This is a genomic window from Pseudoalteromonas rubra, assembly GCF_001482385.1.
Lineage (GTDB): Bacteria > Pseudomonadota > Gammaproteobacteria > Enterobacterales > Alteromonadaceae > Pseudoalteromonas > Pseudoalteromonas ardens.
The window spans coordinates 2,674,578-2,699,859 of sequence record NZ_CP013611.1; the positions used below are offsets into that span (position 1 = coordinate 2,674,578).

The following is a 25,282-nucleotide window of genomic DNA, read 5'->3' on the forward strand; positions in this document are numbered from 1 at the left end:
TTATAAAAGGACCAAACAAATCATGAAGCTCATTTCCATTCTCACATTATCTTTATTGCTACCGCTCGCACCAGCAGCTTTCGCAGCAAAAGGCGTCGGTCAAGTTGAACGTATCTATCCAAGTGGCGGTAAAGTATTCTTCCGTCTCAAAGGCGATGAGTGTAAGCAAAGTGCCAATGCCGGCAATACCTACTGGTATTTTGAACTCGCAGACGCCACTGCGGGGGTGAACGTATCTATGTTACTGGCTGCCGCAAACACATCTAAAACGATAAAGATCGGCTACCCTTCCTGTGACCCAACAAAAAACCAAAAGATAAACTACCTCTATCAAGACTTTTAATTCACCAAGGCATAGCACCATCTAAAAAATGAAAAACAGATGGTTTATCCCATTGCATTTTTATTGTGCTATGCCTTGTATGCCAATTGGCCCCCATAAAGAGCTTTGTTACAAGTAATTGGCTCATCTCGATCGAACTATAAAAATAAAACACGTATATGAAAGTTATAATACACTTACTCTTGTGGCTTACACTCGCTACCAGTTTTCAATCGCTTGCTATCAGCAGCCCAAGCTTTAGCCTCAGTACATATAGTATGTACCGGGGAAACACAGTAACGCTGTCCTGGAGTCGTCCCAGCGGCACACAGTATTTCAATCTATGGGTACTCAAGCCTGGCGATACCTGGCTGAAATTCAGAGGGGGTTACACCAGCACCTCCTTTAACCGTTATATCAATAAAAACGGCACCCATACTTTTTACGTCGAGGCATGTGATGCCAGCGGATGCAGCGCATCAGGATCGGCATCCGTCTCTGTCAGTGAACCTCCTCCTCCTGGGCCGAGTGCTGTGCGGGGGTTCTCTTTATCCACCTCACAAATATACACTGGCGGCAGCGTGATGCTGCAGTGGCAACCGCCGAGCAGCTATTCAGGTTCACTTTATTATCGCTTACGCACTAAAAAGCCAGGCGGAAACTGGTTTGTATTTCGAGATGTTTCGTCCCCAAATTTCCTCCGCTCAGGGATCAATCTGGCAGGTACTCATTATTTCCAGGTCCAAGCCTGTGATTCATGGAACCAGTGCAGCTACTCCTCCGTACATAGCCTCTCGGTGCTATCACCGCCCCCGGTACCAGATGCGGTTGCCGGACTGTCTGTCAGCAAGACGCAACTAAATTATGGCGACTCCGTTAAGATCAGTTGGCGTAAACCCGGCAACATCAGTGATACGACTTACTACGATGTCTATATCACTAAGCCAGGCGCACAACCCGGGCTGCCAGATGAGCATTTCCTATGGCATGATAATTTCAGAGCAACTGAACTGACACGTAATGAGATATACCGTCGAGGTGCAACCAAAGTGGGTATTGTGCCGTGCAACGTGCTCAATCAATGTGGTCCATTACGTGAAGTCAGTTTTACAGTAGGTGGCACGCTACCACAACCCACATTTACCCGAAATAAGTCTGTCATTCGTCAGGGAGAACAAGTCACTTTCAACTGGTCGCTCCACCCCTATTACAAAGACACGGTCGGTTATACGCTCTACCAGCATTCGCAAGGAACGACGCGTAAAATAGCAGGCCCACTGGCGGCTACCGTACAAAGCTTGACTCATACACTCAATGAAGTAGGCAGCAGTACTTTTTACCTTGAAATGTGCAACACCTATGGTGAATGTAACAATAAATCACTCACTGCGTTGACTGTGCGGGCGACGCCTGTGATCACCCATGCCGCGGTAGCGCAGTTGGCCGTCAATAAATCTGATATCACTTACGGTGAGCATGTCGCACTATCGTGGCAACGCCCGGCAGGCTACGATGAAAACAGTGGGCTGGTATTTGATGTCTATGTGACTAAGCCCAGTCCGAACCCAGGTGAAGCAGATATCCGCTTCCTGTGGCGTGATAACCACCCGTCTCTTACATTGACACGGGGCCCCAATTATCGTCGCGGCACTATTAAAGTAGAAGTCGTGCCATGCCTGGCAGAACAATGCGGTTTGAGCCGTTCCGTGTCTTATACCCTCAGCGGTAACACGCTGCCTGCAGCGACACAGTTTACCGTTAAACAAAATACCGTGTTTGCCGGAAATGGGTTTGACTTTAACTGGCAGTTCCCTGAGTTTTTTCAAGAAGCCGTGACCACTCAATTATGGGTCAAAGCACCAGAACAAACTGCGCTGCAAAAATACCAAGTCAACGCGCCTTTGCATGCCCCGGGTCAGTATACTTTTTATCTTCAGTACTGTGATCAGAAGGCACCCACAATATGTAATGACTATCTCAGTCACCCTGTTACAGCAACGGTCAAACCGATCAAAGTTACGAACCTGAGGGTTGATAAAACCAACATCAATTACGGTGATTCTGTCACTATCTCCTGGGACAAGCCCAATGGCTATACAGGAGCCCTTACCTATGATGTATATATTACCAAGCCCAGCTCGGAGCCTGGCCAACCAGATCAGCGTTTTTTGTGGCAGCGTGCCCTCACTGATACTCAGGTAGTACGAGGTCCGAATTACCGCCGTGGTCAGATTGGTGTGGAAGTACATCCTTGCCTGCCAGATGGCAGCTGTGGTGAAGTCACGACAACACAGTACACACTTAATGGAACCACTTTGCCTGACGCAATACAATTTACCAGTGAAAAGCCCGAGTATTATCTGAACGAATCGGTGTCTTTCAACTGGCAAATGCCAGAGTTTTTTAAAGAGCCCATCACTGCCAAACTGTGGATGACTTCTCCCGGCAGCCAAACCATCAGCCTGTACACCCCGGGCACCGGTCTGACGCAAAAAGGCACCTATACCTTTTATCTGCAAACCTGCCTGACCAACTACAGCACCGTGTGCAGTAAACAGCGCAGCACTGCCACCTCTGTCGTGGTCAGTGACAATGCCACCTTGCTCAAAGTAGAGGATCTAACGGTGTCCGCCAGCGACATCGTTTATGGAGAATCTGTCACCCTATCGTGGAAAAAGCCATCCGTTTATCAGCAAGATATGGTCTATGATGTTTACATCACCAAACCCAGTCAGTATGCCGGGGAGCCCGAACAGCGTTTCCTGTGGCAGGACAATTATACCGGCACGTCACTTGAACGGGGACCTAACTTTCGACGCGGTACCATCAAAGTCGAAGTGCAGCCTTGTACCTTGTCAGGGCAATGTGGCCAATTGACTGAAGTCGCTTTTCAGCTCACAGATAGCCACCTGCCCACAGTCACCTTTGAACCACTGCCGGAACGCGTCTTTACGCACCAAACGGTCACACTGCAATGGCAGATCCATGAGTTTTTCCAGGAACACGTCAGTTACACGCTGTATGTCAAACTGCCAGGTCAGCAACAGCTAACCATGTTAGGGGAATTCGACTCACGCACCGAAAAATCGCGTTTCCAGTATCAGTTCACCGACGCTGGCGAGTACATTTTCTCTGTTCAGGCCTGCGATAAAAAAACCAATGGGGCTATCTGTAGCATACTTGAAAGTTCAGAACTGGTGGCAAACGCAGAGCCTCTGAGGCTCACATTGAGTGTGGAAAATGGCAATCTGCAATGGACAGATGTTGCACAGATCAGCCACTACTTGCTGGAAGTCGCTGACTGCACGCAAGGCTGCACCAATGGCAAAGTACTGAACTGGCAAAACATCCCACTGTCAGGAGCACAGACTCACTATGACGCAAGCAAGGTGACCGGGCTGAGCGCATACAGGGTTAAAGCATGTTTTAGCGATACCATTTGTAGTGGCTGGAGCAATCAAGTACTGCACGACCCGAATGCAAGACTCCTGACGGGCAAAATCGCAGAGTTCAATACCATCTCTTCTCTGGTTCGGATACGCATTAAAGGCGATACCTGTAAACGCACAGAAAACGGGCGGTTCTGGACACTGGACCTCCTGACACCGGCGGGGAGCGTTACGTACAACCTACTCAAAACTGCCCATACCCAAGACCGCGCTTTGGTTTTCTCTCTGCCAACCTGCCAGACAGATAAAGATCAGCCAATTATCGAGCTATATCAGGATTACTGATAGACCGATGCAAAACGACCCATAGTCAAAAAACGGGCCCATCAAAAGGGCCCGTTTTTTTCAAGGCTAACCAGCCCTATCTACACCGCCAACCAAACCGGAGAATCGAATCGTCAGCTCTGCGTTGCTTTCAAGCTTAAAAAGCAATGTATGACGTACGATATCACAGCGATCCGGTGCCACCACAGGTAACGCAGCTCAATCTGACTCAGTGTCAAGCCAATAGAATGATAAGCAATATAATCAATAGCTTGAGATAAGTTATAAGCAAGTGTGGTTTCACCGCTATAGGTGCGTTCACCCGGCGATATCATCAGCTTGATGTGCTGCTGCCCAACCGATATCCCTTTTGCAATTCGGTAATCCGTTGCCAGTACGGGCTGTGAAAAAAGGTCATTAGGAATAAAAGAGCGACCGCGCTTAATCTATAAGCCATTGTTATTATTACTTCCTGTAGATCCGTTCCCTTCATACTACGCAAAACCAAATGCTCAGAAAATCACCACAGCATGAGCAAATTTTCGAATTGTTCATCATTTTTACTTATTTGTGTAACTTGCATTAACAATGGGTTGCAAATTAAAACTTCAAGGGGTAGTTTGATCCTCAATGAGGTACAAAATAGACAATAAACCAGACCTCATTGCATTGGATGCAGCAAACATAATAAATAGCAACAACAAGAATCAGTAGGAAGCAACATGAACAAGACATTTAGACTTACCTCGTTAGCCATTGCCTTATCCGCACTGTCATCAACCGCCGTCAACGCACAGGAAACCAAACAGTACATTCTTAAGCAAAGTGATTTAGCCATTTTTGCGCCGCAAACCACTCGCTTTGCCCGCGCCGCCATTGCCCAGGATTTCGCTGCTGAACCAGCCGCAGAAGTACTATCAGATGATGAGCAAGGCACTGTCGTCACCATGGAGCTGACTGCTGAGCAGGTCGCACAACTTAAAGCGTCTGGCCAGTACGCCTATATCGAAGAAGATTATGAATATGTGCCTTTCTCATCGACCACCAGCGCGGAAGTCTCACCGTATGGCCTGGCCGAAGTACAGGCACCTTTGCTACAAGACACCAACGCCGACTTATTTAAAGTCTGTGTGATTGACTCTGGTTACGATCTGGGCCACCCGGATCTGCCACAAAATGCCACTGGTTTTACCGACTTGCCTGGCGGCCTGACTTGGGATCAGGATGGCTCAGGTCATGGTACACACGTTGCCGGTACCATAGTCGCGCTGAAAAATGGCCAGGGCGTCATCGGTGTGTTGCCGAATGATAAAATTGGCGTGCACAACGTGCGTGTTTTCGATAACGATGGTAAGCAAGGTTTAACCTCTCGGATTGCCCGAGCAGTTGATAACTGTGTCGAAAATGGCGCTAAAGTCATCAATATGAGTTTAGGTGGTGGCAGCCCCAGTCAGTACTTCCAGGATCGTTTACAAGCCGCGTATGACAAAGGCGTGCTTATCATTGCCGCAGCAGGGAACAGCGGGGATAGCACAGTCAGTTACCCTGCCAGTTATGAAACCGTGATGTCAGTGGCGAATATTGACGAAAACCGCGTGAAAAGCGCCACGTCACAGTACAACGCTTATGTAGAAATTGCAGCACCAGGTACTAACATCCTGTCTACCGTGCCACGTGGCACCGGTGTTGCCGCAGGCGTGACAGCCAACGGAGTATTTGTTAAAGCCAGCGGCATGACCAACTCGGCAGAAGGTAACGTCAGTGCCGAACTCGTCGACTGTGGCCAGGGCCTGAGTGCCTGTGCAGCGACACGCAGTGTCTGTTTAATTGAGCGTGGTGGCGCTTCATTCAAAGACAAAGCAGCCAACTGTGAAGCCGGCGGCGGTGTAGCAGCTATCATCTACAACAATGCTGCGGGTTCATTCAGCGGGACGCTGGGAGACGGCGCACATGGCGTGACCATTCCGGTCATTGCCTTGTCTCAAGAAGACGGCACGGCACTGAAATCCTCTGTGGGTGCCACAGTACAAGTTCAGCTCGAAGCCATTCTGGATTACGATGAAAAATCAGGTACCTCCATGGCGAGCCCGCACGTGGCTGGTGTTGCAGCCCTGGTCTGGAGCCAACATCCAAGCTGTACTAACGTAGATATCCGTAATGCACTAAATGCCACGGCAATCGATTTAGGCTCGGCGGGTCGCGACAACGAATACGGTCACGGTTTAGTACAAGCCAAAGCCGCGTCTGACTATATTGCTGCCAACGGGTGTAGCGGCACACTAGAAAACCAACTGCCAGTTGCCAGCTTCACAGCAAGCTGTACCGACCTGGGTTGTAGCTTTGATGCCAGTGCCAGCCGCGACCCGGATGGTCAAGTCATGGCTTATGACTGGAATATCAACGGATTTGCCACCACCGGTGTCACTGTCACACACGCATTTGCCAATGCCGGCAGCTATCAGGTATCACTGACAGTAACGGATGATGCAGGTGCGACGCACACTGTCACTCAGTCAGTCTCTGTCACAGATGGCAACAACAATACCGGCTGTACTGGCCTGGAAACCTGGTCTGCCAGCAAAATTTACCGTTCAGGTAATGAAGTAGCCTACAATGGTCGCAAATACCACAGCAACTGGTGGCACCGTGGCAAAAACCCGGCGCAAAACTCCAACGTGGGTAATGCCTGGAAAGTCTGGACTGATTTAGGCGTCTGTAACTAAGCGCCCACGATTTACAATTGAGAGCTAGCAGTCAGGCGACACTTAGGTGTCGCCTTTTTTATCGGCCACATGCTGTTGTCGCTGCCCCCATTCACACAGCATATCCAGAATTGGGCTGAGCTCATCCGACAATCCAGTACTGGTGTATTCCACTCTGGGTGGCACTTCGGCATACACCTTGCGAGAGACCAGCCCGTCGGCTTCAAGCTCTCTTAACTGTTGAGTCAGCATCTTTTGCGTGATCTTTGGAATGCGCTTTTTCAGCGCCCCAAACCGCTGCATGGCATCGTCTATTCTCATGCCCATGCTGATCACGTGGGCGACTCAAGGCTGATCCAAAAAGCACTGCCGGATACGCCCATTGAAATTTATGCCACCGCAGAGGTGCGCGATGCACTGCACTCGCACAAAGTCACGGCGCCCGCGCCGATCACTCAGGTCATTGGTGATACATTTAACTTTGAAGGCCACACATTTAGCAACTTTAATGGCCACACTCAGGACAATACGGCATTGCTTATCACAGATCAGGGACGTACCATCATTCATGCCATCGATCTGGTTCACCCGGATTAACTGGAGTTTCGCAGTTTCTCAAACGTTGAAGACTCCATCGCCTACAAAAACGACATAGAGACACTGATGGCGCTGGACTGGGACGTGATGGTCACCGGCCACAGTAACCTGGGCTATAAAGCCGATGTCCAGTTTGTTCAGGACTATATCCGCGATGTACAAACTTTTATCCATGCCGGGCTGGCCAAAGCCCAGTTTGCCGAGCACTTTAAAGGCGAATCGCCATTCAGCTGGTACGCGGGCTACACCAATGACATCATCGACTTTGCTCACGCCAAAATGGCAGAAAAATACCGCAAAGGCAGAGAGGAAAAGTTTGATATTGTGGCCAAATCGCACGTCCGGGTGATGTTCTGGGCGATGTTTGCCCGGGCGCTATAATACCGCCAATGTGTTGGGGGCCAGTGTCCCCGCAGACCCTACAATAGTAGGTAGGCACTCTCCCTGCCAGCTCCAACGTTTGCTAGTCAAAGCACTCGGGCTACGCCCGTTAAAAGACACATCATGACATGAGGCCCGGTTACCGAGCCTCATGTCATGATGTACGATGGCTGATGGCTGCCCTTAGTCTAGATTTAAAAAAGGTCTGGGTTGCCAGCCCAACTCCCTAATGGCCTTATCACTTGAGAACACCTGTTGCAGTGCATAGCCTCCTGTCCAGCTGCCATATTGCTCTGCCCACAGCGCCGCTTGCCCACATTCTATTGGCTGCTCAGACAGCTGCTGTAATAAGCTTGCCAGCGGAGCACGATGCTCCGCAGAGCCAATGTATTCTTCTCCCGACCTACCTCGTTCGAGTACCAGCCGGTATAACTCTGCCAGATTCTGACGCTCAACCAGCGACCAGGTTTGCGCTTCGCCCTGAGGTAGCACAGGATGGCCACAGCGTTGTAATTCCCAACTTAGGATCGGCGGTAAATAGTGCTCTTCCTCACGTACCACATTGGCAGGGCTGACAACGCGTAAGTCGATGTTTTCTTTGTCCCGCAACCAAACCTGGTTATCCAGCATCCACTGAAAATCAGCCACTGAGTGCTTTGGCGTAGTTTCGGTGATCACCGCATCATGACTGCCATAGGTCCAGCACCCTGCGGTATAGATCACAATCAACGGGGTGTTGCGTGTTGTCGCTTGGTCTGCAATCGCCCGCATAAGTGCCGCATCGGTTTCGCCCATTTGAGCATCAAAGGTACACGCGGTATGAATAATGGCCCGACAATCTGCCAGTGTACTGAGCCAGGACTGCGGTTCGCACAGTGAGCCCATCACAACGGTTGCCCCCAGTTGCGTGGCTTTGTGGGCACTTTGCGCCGTTTTGCATAACACCTTTACCTGATAGCTGTGCGCTATCAACTCCTGCACTATCGCACTGCCGATATTACCCGTGCCGCCCGTCACAAATACGGAATTACTGATACTCATGATTTACTCCATCAAGGTTGAAAAGCGTGTCAACAGCCTACCCTGATTGATATCCGACTCGCTACCGCGTGGCGCGGGTGAGGGATTTTATGTCGATAAAGCGCCATTTTTTGTCGATTTTCGACGTCAATTTGATTGGCTGATCTGATGGGTTTTGCGAAATTGCAGTGGCGTCATATGATGAAACTGGCGGAAATTGCGGATCAACACGTCTGCCGACTGAAATCCCACTGCGGCAGCAATGGATTTTAGGGGCTGGTTGCCCGAGACCAGCAAAGTGGCCGCCACCTGACAGCGCCACTGGCGCACAAAACTAAGCGGAGACAGTCCGGTCACTTGTTTAAAGCGTGCAGAAAAAGCAGATTTAGACATCGCGGCAAGCCGGGCCAGCTCATCAATACACCAGTCTTTGTTGGCCTGTGCCTGAATGGCCAGTATCACCGGAGCCAGTGCCCGATCGTGCAGCGCCTGTAACCAGCCCGGAAAAATCTCTGCGCTATCTAAACGCCTCAGCACTTCCAGCAGCAGTAACTCCAGCAACCCTTTTTGCGCCAGGTACTGCCCCGCCGCAGGCGTGGCGTTTTCCTCATAAATCCAGCTTAACAGGGTGGCCAGTTTGCTCTGTTCGGGGGCCTCCAGCACAATCAGCTCGGGCAGTGCATTACTCAGCCCGTCGCCGCCCCAGTACTGAATGGGCGCAAACACAAAACAACCACACATCATCTCACAGGACGCTCCCGCACCGCCCAACACCCGGTTGTGCGCCGTCTCTGATGAGTGCGGTTTAAACAACACCTGACTACTGACACAGTGCGCACCGGAGGCGCTCATGAGCTTATGCGCAGTGCCATAGGGCAGGAGCAACAGCTGCCCGGCGCGCAGCGACACCGATTGACCAGAGTCCAGTTCCACCACACACTCCCCGGCTTTGACATAACTGAAGCAACACACATCCTGCTTTTGCTCTGCAATGCCCCATGGCGCCCTGAGTTGAATATGGGAAAACACCTCACACCGGGGGCTCAGGTGTGAAATAAACAGACTGAGCGGATCTATGCTGTGCATCAGGGAATTTTCCTTGCTTGCCGACACAGTGTCTTGGCACGATAAAAGATAACTATTTCTTTATGTACAAACAGTTATATCAAAGCAGGTATAAGGAATAAACCGCACAAGCCATAATCAACTTACATCACTGCTCCTGTCCCGCTCAACCAGGGGCAGCCCATACTCGCCAATTGTCTATGCTCTGTTGTTAATCGGCAAGTTGTTCTGAAGCACGCTCTCGGTTTTCAAGCCGTTGTATTTTCAGCTGCTGAAGCACCATAAACCCCACGCCGGTTGCGATCAATACCGCACTTGGCAAAATAGCCGGTACCAGCCGCTCATTGAGCAGTACAACCGCTACCGGGATCCCAAGCAATGCCGCAACAGGGCCCGTGAGGCTCAAAAATACAGGGCCACCTGCTTTTTGTAACACGAATAACAATACGAATTGCCCTGAGAACACTAAGGATTGCACAGCAAGTAAAGCCAAAGTGGACCCGGAGATGGGGAGCGACACCTGTAAACTCGGTACCAGCCCCCCGACTGCCGCTAAAATCAGTGTTGCCGCAACCAACATACTTGGCACTAAACTTTCGGGACTTATACCTTTGGGCCAGTATGCGGTACGATATATATTGCCAGCAGCCAGCAGCACGGGCCCAAGTAACGTAAGCAATAACCAGGTATGGCTCGCTTGTGGCGCCTGCCATTTCGCCGCAACCAGCACCATGGTGCCCGCAAGGGAGAGTATTACACCGACTGAACGTAGCAGACACGCTTTTTCCATACCAAGAAATAACGCAAAAACATAAGTAAGGAGCGGCGGTAATGAGATGGCTAGCGCGACAAAACTGACGCCAACATGGGCGATAGCACTAAAGAGGATCAGGTTCGATCCGGCAACCGTCAAAAGGGAAGAAAAAACACTGTACTTTATAACCTCCCGGTTGACGGGTATGCTCTGCCCTTTAAAAAGCTGCAGACTCAAAAGAAAAATAGCCGCCCCCATTAATGACCACATTAAAAAAGGCAATGCTGCAATGTTCATAGATGCAGCCACTTTTGCCAGATTTGTGGTTGTGCCTAACAATGCCCCCGTGCCCAACAGCGCATAGAAGGCCGTTGATAACCCCGTATGTTTCATACTTACCTTACCCTGTAAACTTTGATGCGCGACCTGCGCTGTGTTTGCCTACTACCTGCTCAGCTGCACAATAATGCGCAAACCCTTAAGGTCCGTCGCTGAAATTGACAACAGCAAAGCCCCGTGGCGGGGCTTTGCTAATAGTATATGCGAGTTGTTTAGAAAAGATGTTTGTTAAGTGCCGTACCAGCCTGGTCCAGTGAATCCTGTACCGCCTGCACATTACTGAGCGCATTCAGCAAGCCAAAGTCATGGATCATACCGTTATAACGCGTAATCGTTACCGGCACACCTGCTTTATTAAGCTTACGTGCATAGGCTTCAGCTTCATCACGCAGAATGTCTTTTTCTGCAACCTGGATAAGCGCTGGCGGCAAGCCTTTAAGCTGCTCAACCGATGCTCTTAGAGGTGCAGCATAAATTTCATTGCGTTGCTCTGGCTTTTCAAGATAGTGATCCCACATCCATGCCATTAAATCACGGCTCAGAAAATGCCCTTGCGCATACTCATTGTATGACGGGTAATGTGGGTTGGAATCCGTTACCGGCCATAGTAGTAACTGGAACTGAATGTTTGGCGTGCCCGCTTCTTTTGCTTTCATGCTGACAACTGTCGCCATGTTGCCACCGGCACTGTTACCGGCCACGGCCAGCTTACTGCCATCAACACCTATCTTGTGACCATTCTCAGCCACCCACTTAGTCGCGGCATAGCCCTGATTTATTGCGGTAGGGTATTTCACTTCCGGAGAGAGGTCATAGTCCACATAGATAGCGGCAGCGCCCGAACGAACCACCAGATCCCGGATCAGACGCTCATGGGTCGGATAGTCACCAATCACCCAGCCGCCACCATGAAAATACATAAATGCTGGAATGTCCCCTTTACTATTCACGGGTTTCACAATGGTCAGCTCAAGAGTGTCGCCATTCACCCGTATGGTTTTCTTACTCACGTCTGCCGGTGCCAGCTGCGCCCCTTTCTGACCGTCACTCAGGATTTTCCTGACCGCTTGCGGCGAGCGTAAATGCAATGGTGTACCTTTATCCTGCGCAAGCACTTCCAGGAATTGCTGAGTCTGAAATTCCGTGCCCGGTGAACCTGCCGGATTTGCAAATAATGAAGGACTAGCCAGTACCGACAGGGCAATTGCTAAGGTGAGCTTTTTCATTGTGCTACTCCAAATTCAGTGGTGACATCCACATTGCCCCGGATCGCATTGGAATAAGGACAGACCCGATGCGCTTTTTCAATCAGTGATGCTGCATCCTCATGACTGAATCCAGGGATGTTCACTTGTAGATCGGCACTAATGGCAAAACCAATCCCTGATGGATGGTGGCCAATCCCCACGAGCGCTGTCACAGACAAACTCTCGGGCAGTTTTACTTTTTGCTGCATCGCAACAAATTTAAGTGCACCAATAAAACACGCAGAGTAACCGGCCGCAAAAAGCTGCTCAGGGTTCGTGCCCTCGCCGCCTAAGCCACCCAACTCTTTAGGTGTACTTAATGCAACATTTAACTTTTCATCGCTGGAAACAGAACGTCCATCCCGACCACCGGTGGACGATACCTTTGCTTTATAAATTACATCCATTACCTTTACCTTTCTATGACTTGCATCAGGCATAACTATTCAGCTTTCCTAATGTTTTAGTTTAATCAGTGAGCCCTGTCGTCATGTTCGTACTGACTTTCTGAGGCCATAGACACCATAAAGACATCGCTGCCATTTTTCTCTTATCAATTTCTTGTGCAGAAAAACAAAATAAATTGTGAAAAAATAATAATAAATATCATTTAGTTATAAGGGTAGGTTCCATTTCAGAATAATTCTGAGCGATTTCTACATAGTGGGAACACTACTTAATAACGAATAAATGGGGTAGAATCAGGCTTAATAATGCATAAATATGCCAGCTAGTATGCCATCGCAAAGGAATTAACAATGCTCAAGTTCGGTCCCTGGGTACTGTCTCCACACCAGTATTTGCTATCATCGGGAAAAATAGAACGAGAACTCGATCCACTTACTTGCAAATTACTGCATTATTTCCTGACCCATGGCAAGACCCTCATATCCCGAGAAGATTTGGCAAAACATGTATGGGAAACCCCGTATGTTGATGACAACGCCATTTACCGCGCTATTTCAGACTTAAGAAAGCAGCTTACTCACCCCGATTTCAGTCATAAGTTCATCAAAACACACCATAAGAAAGGCTATAGCTTTCCTATTGAAGTCATCAAGCTGCCTGAAAAAAGTGTACATGAGGCCCCACCCTCAACCCCTACAACGACGCCAGAAGCGCAAAAGATCTTACCAAGTGTGGCAAAGCGTACTCGCACTGTGCCCGTATTCCTGAGCGCCCTTTTACTGCTGTTAGTAAGTATCTTATGGCTGCTCATCAGCCACGGAGAAACAGGACCCTCACAACCGCCAGAACCTGCGCCTAACAGCATGACACACGCCCCCTCAATTACCTGGGAACCGGGCGCCGAGTACAACCCACTGCTCTCGTCTGACAATCGCTATCTGGCTTATCGCAATCATCTCAATGGCACAGACACCAGTTTTATCGTGCGCCAGTCAGATAAAATGAAGGTCCCACTCTTTTATCAGGACAAGCACATTGACGTTTTATCCTGGCAAGCAGACAGCGATACTCTGTTAACAGCCATCAGTGACGACGAACATTGCCAGATCGCGACGTTTGATATCAGCCAGTTTCCGCACATTCTTGCCCCAACGATGCTACTGCCGTGTGGCAGGCCGCTGAACAATGCCGCTTACCTTAGTCAGGACGGCAAAGACCTGTACTATGTTAAGGCCATCCGGGGTCTGCAAAAAAACACCATTTACCGCTATTCACTGGAAACAGGGCAGGAACAAGAACTGCTGGCGAAGCACGAGGTCAATGGCGGCGTACTACATTTTGAAATGTCACCAGATGAGACACATCTGGCCTACCTGCTGGTCGATTTTAAGGGCCCCATGCGGGCCGGCTTGCTTACCCTAACAACGGGGAAAAACCAGCTCATCGCCCAGTTAAAGCATGCCCCCTACGGGTTTGCTATCGACTGGCTGCATGATAGCTCTGCGGTGCTGATTGCCGATAAAAACCGTATCAGCACCATAGATATCGCCACCCAGGCAACCACAACTGCCAGATTGCCCGATAATTTTTATGCTTACTACCTGGAGTTAGCTGAAAACAACCACATCCTCTACACACCCTATGTGGTGCGTCATGCCAGCCTGATCAAAGCAACGAATATATTCAGTGCTTACGACACAGTGCATACCCCTATTTATCAGTCAGATATGCACAACTACAATGTGGGCTCGGCACACTCAGGCGCGGTGTATTTTGCCTCGACCCGTACCGGCACCCATGAAGTCTGGCGCGCACAAGACAATGAGCTGACACAACTCTCTGACCTGAAAGACATAGATCAGTACATCGGGCCAATCCGGGAATCCTATGATGGCAAATACATACTGTTTAAGCAGTCTGAAAAGCTTAAGTTTATTCGGCTGTCGGACAACCAGCTGTTTACCATTCCTGAGCTTCCTGAAAAGATCTGTCGCTACTACTGGACGCCAACCGGAAACCACATTATCTACTCCACAGAAGACACTGAACACTCAAAAATCTGGCAGTTTGATTTGATCACCAGGAGCATACATTTGCTGTCGGAAGTTGGGGGCAGAAGCTTGCTGGTCAATGAGCTGGGTGCTGCATACTACCTTGATGAGAACAACTTAGTCAGTGTTGCAACTGGCGACGCTCAGGCTTTGAATTTACCGTCCTATAATCATAACTTCAGCGTGCTGACCAGTCAGTACCTGTATTTTCATGATGCGATTAAAAGTCTCTACCGCTTAGATTTAAAGACCAACGAACTATTGAAAGAAACACTGCTTTTCGCCCCCGGAGAAATGGCCACAATGAGCATCAACAATGGCCTGATCTACACTCGCTATCAGCTTTCGGACACCTCAATAAAATACTCCTCACATCCCTTCACTTTGCATGCTGACGCGCTGTAGCGCCTCAATATGCAATACCGTCAATCATCTACAGCGGCCTGTGTGCAGGCTTCGCCTCCAATTACGGTCGTTAGTCCTTTCGTATGACCCAGTATTGATTCACACGCTAGCTCAGCAGGTGGCCAACATAACCAATACAACGACACGCCACCCGGTTCACTGCCGCCACTGGACAGACAATACCGACAATCCATGCCGTTAAGGTGAGAAGTCAAATGGCATTAAAGGGGTCAAACTGGCGCCCAGCTGCCGTGATCTCGCAGAAAAGCGCATTAAATTACACCCGGCAGCATGCAAGGCCATGGCGCCGTTTTTTGGTTGCTCAACACTGTGCCCGGCTTTAGCCGGACTGAAATGACCCACATTGTGTACCTCTTCACCCTAGATGGTGGTGATATCGCCCCAACAAAACCACAGCAAAACTCTGTTTTATATGGCTATTAAATCCAGAAAAGACAAAATTGTAACCAGTAAGTCGTTTTTCAGTCCCGCTTAGCGACCCACTTAGATCATCAAGCTCAGGCCTCGGCATTGTGCATATCTGAACACGTTTCACCAGTACGCTTTTTGAGCGCCACACTGGCCGTTAAAAATGCTGTGCCAAGTAGCCCATTGGTATAAAAGTCCAGCGATAACCCCACTTCAGGCCCGGATATCACACCAACCAATATCATCACCCCCCAGCAAGCCACCGGGACCGACAACGCCATACCCAGCGTGCGCGATGCAGAGTCCCGCAGGCAGACAAGCGCATTACAAATAAAGGCGCCCACCATCGCGACCATAAACACGCCTATCAGCGCCTGCATGCCAACACCTCTGGTGGCATCGCCCAACACTGCGCTGGCAATGACCCAGCAGGCCCCAATACTCAGAGCCAGCAAAGCCGCAAGTGCAAACCCCGCGCCCCACTTTGCCAGTGTCGGTGCTCGCGACGCAATTCGAGGGTGCAGTTTATACAACCCCAGAACACTGGATGCGAGTCCGATAATCGCCGGGATCGCGGGCCACAAAATGGACAGCTGATATCCGGAAAAATGACGCGCCCATAAACACAGGGTGTTGATTAACATAAAACCACCGGCAATCAGAAAAAACCGGGCATCCCAGGATGTAGGTGTGTACTGAACGTTTTGCATTGTCTTCCTCACATTGAATGTTGTTAACCGTGAACAGGTGAGGTCATACAATGCAAAGAAACGCTCCGTAAGTCGTTTGAATGGGCCCGTTCGAACTTTTTCTTTCAAATAATTTCAGCAAGTTAGGAAGCTGCCTTGGCGACATAAGCGCTTAAAGACAGGATACCCAAGCTACTTTTTCAGCTTTTCGAGGGACAGTCTCCCCCAGATAATTAACGCGCAATCCGAACAAACACACACAAAACATCAATAACGAGACTCTCTGCTGCTATGCCTGTGAAGGTGCCTGCACCTAAATTGTGAGGGGTACAGTGTCTAAACATACACTCTGGATCCGCCAAATCTGATACCCGGAACAAGCAAAGCTTTACCAGAAAAGAGCGAATATCATTGGCGTACACTGTAAGCAAAACCGCAAAACACTCATATACAGCCAGACTGTAACACCCCGAATGACTGTCCTAACGAATGAGCGCTCTGTGCACCAGCTCAAAGCCACTCCCCCAGCAAAGTTTCAGGGCACAGGCTATCAAAAAGTGCTCAGGTAAGTAATTTATGCCTTCTTGCAAGGTGGTAACCATTAATTACCATGGTTACCAGATGAGACTTAACACTGAATTACAACTGAGGCATGAACATCATCGACACCTGGCGCACCGAAGACGGCCACATTGTAGAACACTGGGATTCAATCCGGGCGCAGGATCAGTCGATGCGCATTTACTCCCTGTTTGGGCCAAAAGGGCGCGAACTCAACAAGGATGTGCCTGAGCTATTTATGTTTGGTGGAGAGACCCCCATGTACTTTACAACCAGCGGCTCGGGTAAGGGCTTTTGCCTTGAAAATATGAAGAATAACTTTAAGGTGTTCCCCATTCCGTTTTCGGCAGCAAAAGGGACTGGCGTGGACTGGAAAGACATGTCAGTCAGCACCAATTTATCTGCCAACATGGGGTTAAAAAACCAGCTTGAGTCGGTTCAGGCGCAGCTATCGGTGTTAAGCGCCTGGAGCCTTAGTAGTGACACCTGGCAAAGTGACAGGTCAGGCAGCGATGTTTACCACCAACGGGACATACCCACACAATACATCGGGCTGATAGCAGAACAGGGGAATATTTTTTCTAAGTAGTAAGTACTTCACCCTCTGATTTTATGACATATAAATAAACGCCAACCACAAAAAAATCGCGCACAACGGCTTTGTTAGCCTGAGCGGTTTTTTACGCTCAAAAGCCTCTGCCCGTGCGATTTCATACTTACATTCCGTTCTTCGTACACTTTCTGCGGCTACTTTTTTAGATCTATTGGATGCCTCTAAAAAAATCCTGTTACCTGCATGAATTATTTTTACAGATATAACAAAATCGACAACCCGACACAGAAGCTCACAGTCCTACTGTAATTGCCCGTAATAGCAAATTTGCCAAGCCCTCATTAAGCTAAAGCAACCCATATAGGTTACTTTATGCCTCATGATTGCACATAACATTCCAAGCTGAAAAATCGGTAAACATATATTTTAAAACAATATAACCCCATATTTCACAGTGCAAACATTGAGTGTCATTTCATTTTTTAGCGAGGCAAGATAATGGATAATAACCCCCTCAGCGGTATCAAAATTGGATCGACTGTAAGTGCGCTTGATGGCAGTTTTAGTGCGCCGGTAATCAACGGAAATATCAGCAAGATCAACTCGATTGGCTACTCCGAAAAATCTATGACCGGCCACAGTAGTTATGTTTACACCGACTCAATGAATCAGGGTTCTTTGGGTGTATCTGGCTCTTATGGTGTGTCGGGTATCAGTAAAGTGTCTGCCTCCGTGACCGGCTATGTTGGCAATTCAAAGGCTAGCAGCGACAAAACAATCAGTGTTGATTACAACATTAAAGCAACGGCAGGGATTGAATACATTTTCTTTGATAACCTGTCTGCCGAAGATTTGATCAACGCCCTGGCTCGTGGTCCAAAACAAGATTTAATCGCCGCGATGGAATTATATACTAAGCTAGATCAGGAGCTTAAAGCATCTAACCTCACAGCACTGAACGTGCTTCAGGACACCACAAAGTACTCAGAACTAAACACACAACTCCAAAACTGGATAACATCAACACAACGCTTTTTTAAGAACTACGGAGACGGTGTTGTAGTCGGTGTTTTATGGGGTGGTTACGGCGCAGTTTCCATGAATATGACCAGTAAAAGTGATCAGAGCATCTGGAAATATGGCGGTTCTGCCAGTTTTTCCTATTCAGGCATTGGTGCCTCCGTGTCTGTTAAAGCCACCTATGATGGCGCCAACTCCAGCAGCACAGCAGATGTCGATGTCGCTTGCAAAAGCTTCCACAGTGGCAATTTTATAAAAGATCAGGTGGACAGCTGGTTCAACCAAGTCAGTGGTCAATCCTTCGAAGCGCTAGCCAACGTCAGTGTGCTCGACAAAGCACCGGATCTCTCAAATGGTCAGCCAGCTCCAGAAATTCCCGCCTTTGTGACGCCCAAATCAGAGCCTTCCGTTGCCGATAAAATAGGAAAAATCAAAAATCTGGATGGCTTAAAAGCATTCGCTCAGGCATCTGCATTTGATAAGGCAAAGAAAACCAATCCAAAGCTAACACTGGATGAATTTTTAACCCAGTCAGAGCAAAAGTCCGATGTGAAAATACTCGAAAAAACCCGCTCCGACGTCGCTGAAAACAATATCAGTGTCAAAGACGCGATAACGCAAACAGAGCAACCACAAGACGTGAAAGCAGCATTGGCAAACCTGAGCACCAACCTGACTGAAAGCCTCATTGCCGTGCCGGGCGCACAACCAACCCCACCCCAAGCTACAACGCCAACGACTCAGGGCAGTAACCCGGTAGATTTGCCACGCATCACCAAAGATCCCACTGATGATTATGCCCCATTAGGTGTGTGGGTAGCTAAGTGGACAGATTTATTCCCATGGCTAGCTACGGGCTTCTTAAATAGCGTAGAAAGCGATGGCACAGTGTCTGATAAGCTGAGATACCAAACCATGCTGCAAGATCTGAGTACCTTGTCATCTATTTACTTTATCGCCGACGCATCCGGTGTGAAGCCTGTCGGCTTTGAAGCCGTCGAAATGGCGCGCGAATTTAGCAATGCGCAGGCAACATTATTAACCCTGAACGGCAAACCCGATGCTATCGGACAGGTCTATCATAATCACCTGTCAGAAGATTCCCGGAAAATCTACGACCTGTGGGATAACATCAAGTACTTGCGCGGTGCAGAACTGGGCCTTGGACTATTAACCAACGATAACAAAACCCTGGGAGATCCCACTGCGGATAATAGCAGCTCGTTTACCAAATCTGATTGTGCTTTTAACGCACAGGACAAAAACTATGTCGCGTTCAGTCAAGTTAAAAAGCTGCTCCCCTGTCTGTACCCCGACGGACGTATTTCCCTGTTTGGCCCACACGGTGGAGAGCTAAATAAAACCACTTCTGAAAACTTGACCTTTGGTGGAGAAGAGCCCAAATTTTTTAGTGCGAAAAACACCGGACGTGACTTCTGTCTTGAATGCGATGACAGCACAATTAAGGTTTACCCAATCCCGTTTTCAGCAGCACAAGGAGCTGGTGTAGACTGGAAAGGCATGTCAGTCAGCACCAATTTATCTGCCAACATGGGTTTAAAAAACCAGCTTGAGTTGGTTCAGGCGCAACTGTCCGGACTGAAAGCCTGGAGTCTTAGCAGTGACACCTGGCAAAGTGACTGGTCAGGCAGCGATGTTTACCACCAACGGGAAATACCCACACAATACATCGGGCTGATAGCAGAGCAGGGGAACATTTTTTCTAAGCAGTAAGCACACCCTGATTCTATGGCATAAAAATAAACGCCAACCACTAAAAAACCGCTCACAACGGCCTTGTCAGCCTGAGCGGTTTTTTGCATTCTTATCAGCATTTAAGTTTTAACAAACTCTATATTCAATACATTATGCACCCCTGTGAACAAACTCACAGTGCCCTGGCATTGTTGAATTCTCAACCTGGTTATATCTTCATGACTGGTCTTTAGCAAATCTGGCTCGCAATATTCCAGCTGATACGCTTCGTCATCGCTGATCATTACTAAGGCTCGCCTGTTATGATTGATCTCAAGTTTAGTGTCCAACTCTTCACTAAAGTAAAGACCAACCAGACTATTAAAATCTTCTATAGACGCCTGAAATAATTTGATTTTCCTAACCTTAAAGGCTTTGCCGGTGCGTGCGCCTAACCAGGACACAACCTGGTTTTGCTGTATATCAAATATCACCGTTAACTGGCCAGCTTCGTTAACTAGATGGCCGTCACCCGCATGATATAAAACCTGCTCACCACCAAACAGCAAAGTAATTTGCTCGCCACTGCGCACAATTTCAAAGCCGTCTTCTGGTTCATGCAAAAATTCATAGCTGCCAGGCAGGGCTTGTAACATAGACTCGCTAAACGCTTCTCTTTGCTCAAACTCGGGCAGCACCTGCTCATCGATCAGGACATTAGCAAGCACAATATCGGCGATACTTTCAGCCAGCCCAATAGGGTCGCCGTCTGCGTCATTGCTCATCACAACCACGGACAGCTGTTGCTCGGGAAAGCGCAGATACTGTGATAAGTAACCACCCCAGCAACCGTCGTGAAACACGATAGGCTGGCCCCGATAGCGGCCAAACTCGAGCCCGAGTCCGTACTCTGTCGGCGCTCCATTGTTGAGCACACCCGGTCGCTGCAATCGCGCAGCGACATCCCGCCAATATGGATCTTGCGTGTAAAAGATGTTGTCCCACTTGAGCAAATCTGGCGTATTTGTACAAAGCGCGCCGTCTCCCAGCGTCTGCCAGTTGGCCATCTGTGGCTCATAGCCGTCGTTACCATTGTCGCAATAGGCCTTTGCAACCGGAGGCTGATCCTGGCCCGCTCTTCCCCAGAAATAGCTATTGGTCATCTCCAGAGGCGTCAAGATCGCTTGCTGGCTGAACTGGCTGAGCGTTTTGCCAGTCACGGCCTGAACCACCAGAGCGAGTAAAAAATACCCTGTGTTTGAGTATTCGAATTGTTCACCCGGCGCAAATTCCAGCGCATACTGACGCTTGATCATGGCCAGGGCCTGGCTGTCGCTCACGTCCTGATCGAGCTGAACACCCGCCTGAAACAGCAACTCGTTGTAATCACGCAAACCACTGGTATGGTTCAGCAAGTGTCTGAGGTTAATGCTGTTGCAGTATTCGGGCAAACCATCGATATAATCAACCAGCCTGTCGTCCAAACTGAGTAAACCTTGTTTCTCCAGTATCAACACTGCCGCGGCGGTAAGCTGCTTAGAGACCGAGGCAACATCAAATACCGACGCCGCAGTCAGACTCACGCTTCGCTCTATATCAGCCAGACCTGTCGCACCGCTGTAAATCACTTTACCGCTTTGATAGACGGCGACGGAATAGCCCGGCCCCTTTGACGTCTGGTATTGCTGGAGCAAGATATCAATTTCTTTCATAGTGCTCTCTTATGATCATCCTAGCTTGCCAGCAAACTGCTTGCAGCTGGACACATTGCATTCCTTTAACGGCAAGATGCCGCATTGTGCTGTTGCTGTTGTAAGTCAACACGCTAGTACCTAGAATGATACTTTAATACTGAGCCACTAAAAAAGGCGCTTTCGCGCCTTTTTTAGTGTGGGCTAGCAATAAAGTCTCATACTAAGTGAGGCTGTATCAATTGTTTTTTTGTTTCTAAATTTGAAACTGAGAAATAAAGTTTCATACAGGCCTAGTGAGTGCAAAAAGAATTGCTGAAATACTCAACAATAAAGTTTCATACCATCATTACTACATAGGACTAGATCTCGATCCCATCACAAAAATATCTATGACAAAGAAGTCACTCTAAAATTCAAAAAAGCACTACTTTAGGTACAAATTTAAACAGACAAATATCAATGTTTAGAACAGGTGTGAGTAGTATCTGGTTATATGCTCCCGACTAATTCCTGTCATTTTGGCTACCGCAACTTTTGTTACCCGCTTGTCCATTCTTCTCAGGCTATTTATGGCTCCTTTAATTGCTCTTGTGCTATCGGTGCGCCTTGATAGATGAACACGGAAAGCAGCTTTTTGACGATTTGTTAGGCTTACGTCCTTATCAATTTCAGGTGATGTAATTACGGTTCGCCGACTTAATTCACAACTTGGTGAAACCCATAAACATTCTGTTCGGTTACTTCTGTTCTTGCTACTATTCGCCACAACATTTATTTCATGCCGCCGCCACCCTGCATGCTCTAGAGGGTAATAAACTTCAGTCTTATAACCTGATAGAACAAACATACCTTTAGCTGAAAGCAAAAGTTCAACCATGTGCTCATGATCTTCCTGAGACATTTCAATCTCATAACGACCATTGACACGAGTTTCAGGAACATAAGGAGGATCAAGGTAAAACAAAGTTTTTTCTCTGTCATAGCGAGGAATTAGGTCACTAAAACATAGGTTTTCTACTTGGACTTTTCGCATGCGACTATGTATATCTGCTAAGCGCTCAATTCCCGCATGAAATCTTCTTACGCTTGCAGAATACCCAGCTGCTGGAGCATCAATGCAATACGACCATTGTCTAGCTAATCCCCCATGTGACTGCCTTTGAACAACTATCATTAATCTAGCCAATTCAATCTCATCTAACTCACTCTCGACAGCCTCGACAGCCTCGACAGCCTCGACAGCCTCGACAGCCTCTCTAAAACAACCCCTCGAATATGGTGTCAATTCCAACCGCCTTACCAGCTCTTTGGTTTTTTCCTTATCTGATAAAACAGAAAACAAACTAGACATTTTAGCATTAAGGTCATTGTAAACTTCAACTTTTGAAGGACGCTTTCCTAGTAATACGGCACCTGAGCCACCAAAAACATCTACGTAAGTTCTATGCGGTGGAAAATACTTAACTATGTTTTTCACATATCTAGATTTGCCACCAAACCAAGTTACTGGTGGTGGTATGACTTGGTACTTTTTCATTAAAACCAACCATATATCACATTTTTCCTCATTATGTGATATATGGTTAACTTTTCAACTGTATGTTCAATTGCTTACTTATGGCGCTGTATTGATAGATTGAAGATCGATTAATGAAGAGCTTTTCTTGTAGGGAGAAATTCATCGGTGGTAATGGCAAGCCACCATCCGGTTAATCAATATATATGTATCTAGAAACGAACCAGTTGCAACTTTCATCGCTACATATATCTTTAAAGTCATCTTTTTCATAATCCGATGGATCAAGCTCGGTGCTAAACACAACATAATAAAGTGTTTTTGGCTTCACCGTTGCAAAGTAACTCAGTGTTTTCTTGGATGATTTCAGTGAAACTACTCTTTTCATATATGTTGACTGTGTCTTTTCATCTGAAGAGATCTCATCGTAGACATTGGGGTACCTAGCATCAATTCTTTTCAAAAAGCGACCTGCAGCCTCAACCTCATAAACAACCATTGGCTTCCTATCTAAGTTGTAAACCAGCTTTGACTTTCCTTTGTTTTCTATGTTGATTTCAATAATCAACCCTTTTGTTTCATCCATATAGTCTTTATGTGGCGAAGCATAATTTACAACCTTAAAATCCATGGAAATTGTTGAAGCTTCAGTATTTTCGATGTCTTTTTTCAGCTCTTGTAACTTTGCTTGTTCAGATAACAAGGCTGTATTTGCTCTTTCCGCTTGCTCTTGAATATCAAAACTGTAGTATGCCCAGATCCCACCAAAAGCTATTGCTATTGTTGTCGCCAAATTCTGAATCGTCTCTGAAGCACTTTGGGTTTCACCTAAGCGACTAGTTTTCCAAAGAGATAAAAAGCCAAATCCTAGTAATATACTAAAAAAAACTATTGAAAGTGTCAGAGGTAAGTTAATTACAGGCTCGATTGATTTAGTTGTCATATCCCTGTCTCATCATTAGGCCTTGCGTCTGGGAACCCTTCTGGCACTTCTTCATCTTGTTCCGGAGGAAAAGTTGCAAAGCTCATATCTTCCTTAACTTCTATGATTTCTTTATATGAAGTTTTGTTGGGTTTTGCCAACTGTATCTCTAGTTTACTCTTATGCAATTCAAAAGGTGTACGCTTGACTACTCCATCATACACCTTCTCTAGGTGCTCACCGTGGGCTAATACTGCTCTCTCATCACTTTCATTCTGAAACGAACTACTTTCACCCATACACCCTGTTAAACTAACAATAAAAAGCAACATTGAAACACGCTGTTCAAAATAAACGCTGCCCCATATGGTCCCTGGAGAAGTAAAAATACTCTTATTCGATAGAGTGTACCCACCATCCTCTCCAAAGCTGGTATAAACATCTAGGAACTGATTTCTATCGTCCAAAAACCAATCTACACTATCTTGATTTTTTGCAAATAACTCAAGTTGCTGTATCAGCCTTTGGAACTCACTCAGATGAAACTGAGATATTTCACCTTCATGGCATATTTGATTCGTGAAATGAAATTTGTTCCCTTGAATATAGCAGCTATACAACCAATGAGTTAAAAGCTCTGAATGAGCTTGCAATGAGAAGACGCTTCTTTGAGAGTTCATCGAAGCTTGAACTGGAGGTGGTAAGGTTGACCTTAAACGCTGCTCTTCCCACTTGACGTCACGCCGCAACACATTTTTCAACTCTCGAGTAACAAATCCATTCTCTTTTGGAACCTGAACAGGGAGAGGGTTTGGCTCCATATATGCTTGAGAAATCACTGTCCCAACTAAAATATGCGAACTAGTCAGTGTAAAAACCGTGTCACCAACCTTAATGTCCTCAATAAGCATCCTTATTTGATTGTAGTTGGCAGTCATTTGAGCCGCAACAAGCCTTTCCTCAACGGGCAAAGATTGGTTGATTTTGTTGAGCTCTTTTTGTATCCGAGGAAGGTGTTCTGCAACGAGACGCCCGCCGGAGCCTAGTTTGACATCATCCATATGTCCTAATGCAACCACACCAGAGTGTGCAAAGAGATTAAAATTAACCCCACCGCTCCCAGCCCTAACAACCCAATACTGAGAGTTCTCCGATATTTCGGGTATATTCATTTTCTGTCCTTATTAAATCTTTTCAAT

20 protein-coding genes are annotated in these 25,282 nt (G+C 47.7%); 8 read left to right on the forward strand and 12 right to left on the reverse strand.

Annotation, left to right across the window (positions count from 1 at the left end):
- Positions 1–22: 22 nt before the first annotated feature.
- The 3 genes from AT705_RS11720 to AT705_RS26015 all read left to right on the forward strand — a co-directional run bounded on the left by AT705_RS11720 (position 23) and on the right by AT705_RS26015 (position 6,758).
- Entirely contained in the window at positions 23–343 is a 321-nt protein-coding gene (locus tag AT705_RS11720; protein ID WP_049863877.1) for a hypothetical protein, read from the forward strand.
- A gap of 158 nt (positions 344–501) precedes the next feature.
- The gene (locus tag AT705_RS11725) at positions 502–4,056 is read left to right on the forward strand and encodes a hypothetical protein (protein ID WP_157576760.1); all 3,555 of its coding nucleotides are present in this window, start codon (positions 502–504) and stop codon (positions 4,054–4,056) included.
- A gap of 701 nt (positions 4,057–4,757) precedes the next feature.
- Positions 4,758–6,758 carry a S8 family serine peptidase gene (locus tag AT705_RS26015; protein WP_058796726.1) on the forward strand — a complete coding sequence of 667 codons (2,001 nt, stop codon included), beginning with the start codon at positions 4,758–4,760 and terminating at the stop codon, positions 6,756–6,758.
- Positions 6,759–6,800: 42 nt separating this feature from the next.
- Here AT705_RS26015 and AT705_RS11740 read toward each other — a convergent pair whose 3' ends face one another.
- Complete coding sequence (locus AT705_RS11740; protein ID WP_442960129.1) at positions 6,801–7,064, reverse strand: winged helix-turn-helix transcriptional regulator; 264 nt, start codon at positions 7,062–7,064, stop codon at positions 6,801–6,803.
- A 9-nt stretch (positions 7,065–7,073) separates the two neighbouring features.
- On the opposite strand from AT705_RS11740, the gene AT705_RS11745 reads away from it, so the two are divergent.
- A complete protein-coding gene (locus AT705_RS11745) occupies positions 7,074–7,334 on the forward strand; it encodes a hypothetical protein (RefSeq protein ID WP_058796727.1) in 261 nt (86 codons plus the stop codon).
- Positions 7,335–7,400: 66 nt separating this feature from the next.
- Positions 7,401–7,715: a hypothetical protein gene (locus AT705_RS11750; protein WP_058796728.1), complete on the forward strand. Its 315-nt coding sequence runs from the start codon at positions 7,401–7,403 to the stop codon at positions 7,713–7,715.
- A 183-nt stretch (positions 7,716–7,898) separates the two neighbouring features.
- Here the strand turns inward: AT705_RS11750 and AT705_RS11755 are convergent, their stop codons facing one another.
- The 5 genes from AT705_RS11755 to AT705_RS11775 all read right to left on the reverse strand — a co-directional run bounded on the left by AT705_RS11755 (position 7,899) and on the right by AT705_RS11775 (position 12,547).
- Positions 7,899–8,756 (reverse strand): NAD(P)H-binding protein, encoded by an 858-nt coding sequence (locus AT705_RS11755; protein WP_058796729.1) that lies wholly within the window; start codon positions 8,754–8,756, stop codon positions 7,899–7,901.
- 126 nt (positions 8,757–8,882) lie between these two features.
- Positions 8,883–9,821 (reverse strand): AraC family transcriptional regulator, encoded by a 939-nt coding sequence (locus AT705_RS11760; protein WP_058796730.1) that lies wholly within the window; start codon positions 9,819–9,821, stop codon positions 8,883–8,885.
- Positions 9,822–10,011: 190 nt separating this feature from the next.
- Positions 10,012–10,947, reverse strand: a complete 936-nt coding sequence (locus AT705_RS11765; protein WP_058796731.1) for a DMT family transporter — start codon at positions 10,945–10,947, stop codon at positions 10,012–10,014.
- A 158-nt stretch (positions 10,948–11,105) separates the two neighbouring features.
- Positions 11,106–12,119, reverse strand: a complete 1,014-nt coding sequence (locus tag AT705_RS11770; protein WP_058796732.1) for an alpha/beta hydrolase — start codon at positions 12,117–12,119, stop codon at positions 11,106–11,108.
- Positions 12,116–12,547 carry an organic hydroperoxide resistance protein gene (locus AT705_RS11775; protein ID WP_082668978.1) on the reverse strand — a complete coding sequence of 144 codons (432 nt, stop codon included), beginning with the start codon at positions 12,545–12,547 and terminating at the stop codon, positions 12,116–12,118. Before AT705_RS11775 ends, AT705_RS11770 begins: the two co-directional genes overlap by 4 nt.
- Positions 12,548–12,898: 351 nt before the next feature.
- Here AT705_RS11775 and AT705_RS11780 point away from each other — a divergent pair, with 351 nt between their 5' ends.
- A complete protein-coding gene (locus AT705_RS11780) occupies positions 12,899–15,004 on the forward strand; it encodes a winged helix-turn-helix domain-containing protein (RefSeq protein WP_058796734.1) in 2,106 nt (701 codons plus the stop codon).
- Between the two features lie 198 nt (positions 15,005–15,202).
- On the opposite strand, the gene AT705_RS25250 is transcribed toward AT705_RS11780, so the two are convergent.
- Both AT705_RS25250 and AT705_RS11785 read right to left on the reverse strand, forming a co-directional pair.
- Complete coding sequence (locus tag AT705_RS25250) at positions 15,203–15,367, reverse strand: hypothetical protein (protein WP_157576762.1); 165 nt, start codon at positions 15,365–15,367, stop codon at positions 15,203–15,205.
- Positions 15,368–15,522: 155 nt separating this feature from the next.
- On the reverse strand, positions 15,523–16,143 hold the full coding sequence (locus AT705_RS11785) for a hypothetical protein (RefSeq protein WP_058796735.1): 621 nt from the start codon (positions 16,141–16,143) through the stop codon (positions 15,523–15,525).
- A gap of 631 nt (positions 16,144–16,774) precedes the next feature.
- Between AT705_RS11785 and AT705_RS25710 the strand changes: the two genes are divergently transcribed.
- Together AT705_RS25710 and AT705_RS11795 are read left to right on the forward strand one after the other, a co-directional pair.
- The gene (locus AT705_RS25710) at positions 16,775–17,272 is read left to right on the forward strand and encodes a hypothetical protein (protein WP_058796736.1); all 498 of its coding nucleotides are present in this window, start codon (positions 16,775–16,777) and stop codon (positions 17,270–17,272) included.
- A 462-nt stretch (positions 17,273–17,734) separates the two neighbouring features.
- Positions 17,735–19,990: a hypothetical protein gene (locus tag AT705_RS11795; RefSeq protein WP_058796737.1), complete on the forward strand. Its 2,256-nt coding sequence runs from the start codon at positions 17,735–17,737 to the stop codon at positions 19,988–19,990.
- Positions 19,991–20,091: 101 nt separating this feature from the next.
- Here the strand turns inward: AT705_RS11795 and AT705_RS11800 are convergent, their stop codons facing one another.
- The 4 genes from AT705_RS11800 to AT705_RS11815 form a co-directional block, all read right to left on the reverse strand.
- Positions 20,092–21,663: a serine hydrolase domain-containing protein gene (locus tag AT705_RS11800; protein WP_058796738.1), complete on the reverse strand. Its 1,572-nt coding sequence runs from the start codon at positions 21,661–21,663 to the stop codon at positions 20,092–20,094.
- A 445-nt stretch (positions 21,664–22,108) separates the two neighbouring features.
- Positions 22,109–23,182 carry a DNA adenine methylase gene (locus AT705_RS11805; RefSeq protein WP_058796739.1) on the reverse strand — a complete coding sequence of 358 codons (1,074 nt, stop codon included), beginning with the start codon at positions 23,180–23,182 and terminating at the stop codon, positions 22,109–22,111.
- Between the two features lie 172 nt (positions 23,183–23,354).
- Positions 23,355–24,104 (reverse strand): hypothetical protein, encoded by a 750-nt coding sequence (locus AT705_RS11810; protein ID WP_058796740.1) that lies wholly within the window; start codon positions 24,102–24,104, stop codon positions 23,355–23,357.
- Positions 24,101–25,255 (reverse strand): hypothetical protein, encoded by a 1,155-nt coding sequence (locus AT705_RS11815; protein ID WP_058796741.1) that lies wholly within the window; start codon positions 25,253–25,255, stop codon positions 24,101–24,103. Before AT705_RS11815 ends, AT705_RS11810 begins: the two co-directional genes overlap by 4 nt.
- Positions 25,256–25,282 lie beyond the last annotated feature (27 nt).

Coding starts and splice junctions, on each gene's coding strand:
- AT705_RS11765 (WP_058796731.1), bottom strand. CDS start 10,947: ATGAAACATACGGGGTTATCAACGGCCTTCTATGCGCTGTTGGGCACG.
- AT705_RS11785 (WP_058796735.1), bottom strand. CDS start 16,143: ATGCAAAACGTTCAGTACACACCTACATCCTGGGATGCCCGGTTTTTT.
- AT705_RS26015 (WP_058796726.1), top strand. CDS start 4,758: ATGAACAAGACATTTAGACTTACCTCGTTAGCCATTGCCTTATCCGCA.
- AT705_RS11760 (WP_058796730.1), bottom strand. CDS start 9,821: ATGCACAGCATAGATCCGCTCAGTCTGTTTATTTCACACCTGAGCCCC.
- AT705_RS11780 (WP_058796734.1), top strand. CDS start 12,899: ATGCTCAAGTTCGGTCCCTGGGTACTGTCTCCACACCAGTATTTGCTA.
- AT705_RS11800 (WP_058796738.1), bottom strand. CDS start 21,663: ATGAAAGAAATTGATATCTTGCTCCAGCAATACCAGACGTCAAAGGGG.
- AT705_RS11795 (WP_058796737.1), top strand. CDS start 17,735: ATGGATAATAACCCCCTCAGCGGTATCAAAATTGGATCGACTGTAAGT.
- AT705_RS11805 (WP_058796739.1), bottom strand. CDS start 23,182: ATGAAAAAGTACCAAGTCATACCACCACCAGTAACTTGGTTTGGTGGC.
- AT705_RS11815 (WP_058796741.1), bottom strand. CDS start 25,255: ATGAATATACCCGAAATATCGGAGAACTCTCAGTATTGGGTTGTTAGG.
- AT705_RS11770 (WP_058796732.1), bottom strand. CDS start 12,119: ATGAAAAAGCTCACCTTAGCAATTGCCCTGTCGGTACTGGCTAGTCCT.
- AT705_RS11775 (WP_082668978.1), bottom strand. CDS start 12,547: ATGGATGTAATTTATAAAGCAAAGGTATCGTCCACCGGTGGTCGGGAT.
- AT705_RS11810 (WP_058796740.1), bottom strand. CDS start 24,104: ATGACAACTAAATCAATCGAGCCTGTAATTAACTTACCTCTGACACTT.
- AT705_RS11755 (WP_058796729.1), bottom strand. CDS start 8,756: ATGAGTATCAGTAATTCCGTATTTGTGACGGGCGGCACGGGTAATATC.
- AT705_RS11750 (WP_058796728.1), top strand. CDS start 7,401: ATGGCGCTGGACTGGGACGTGATGGTCACCGGCCACAGTAACCTGGGC.
- AT705_RS11740 (WP_442960129.1), bottom strand. CDS start 7,064: ATGGGCATGAGAATAGACGATGCCATGCAGCGGTTTGGGGCGCTGAAA.
- AT705_RS25710 (WP_058796736.1), top strand. CDS start 16,775: ATGAACATCATCGACACCTGGCGCACCGAAGACGGCCACATTGTAGAA.
- AT705_RS11725 (WP_157576760.1), top strand. CDS start 502: ATGAAAGTTATAATACACTTACTCTTGTGGCTTACACTCGCTACCAGT.
- AT705_RS11720 (WP_049863877.1), top strand. CDS start 23: ATGAAGCTCATTTCCATTCTCACATTATCTTTATTGCTACCGCTCGCA.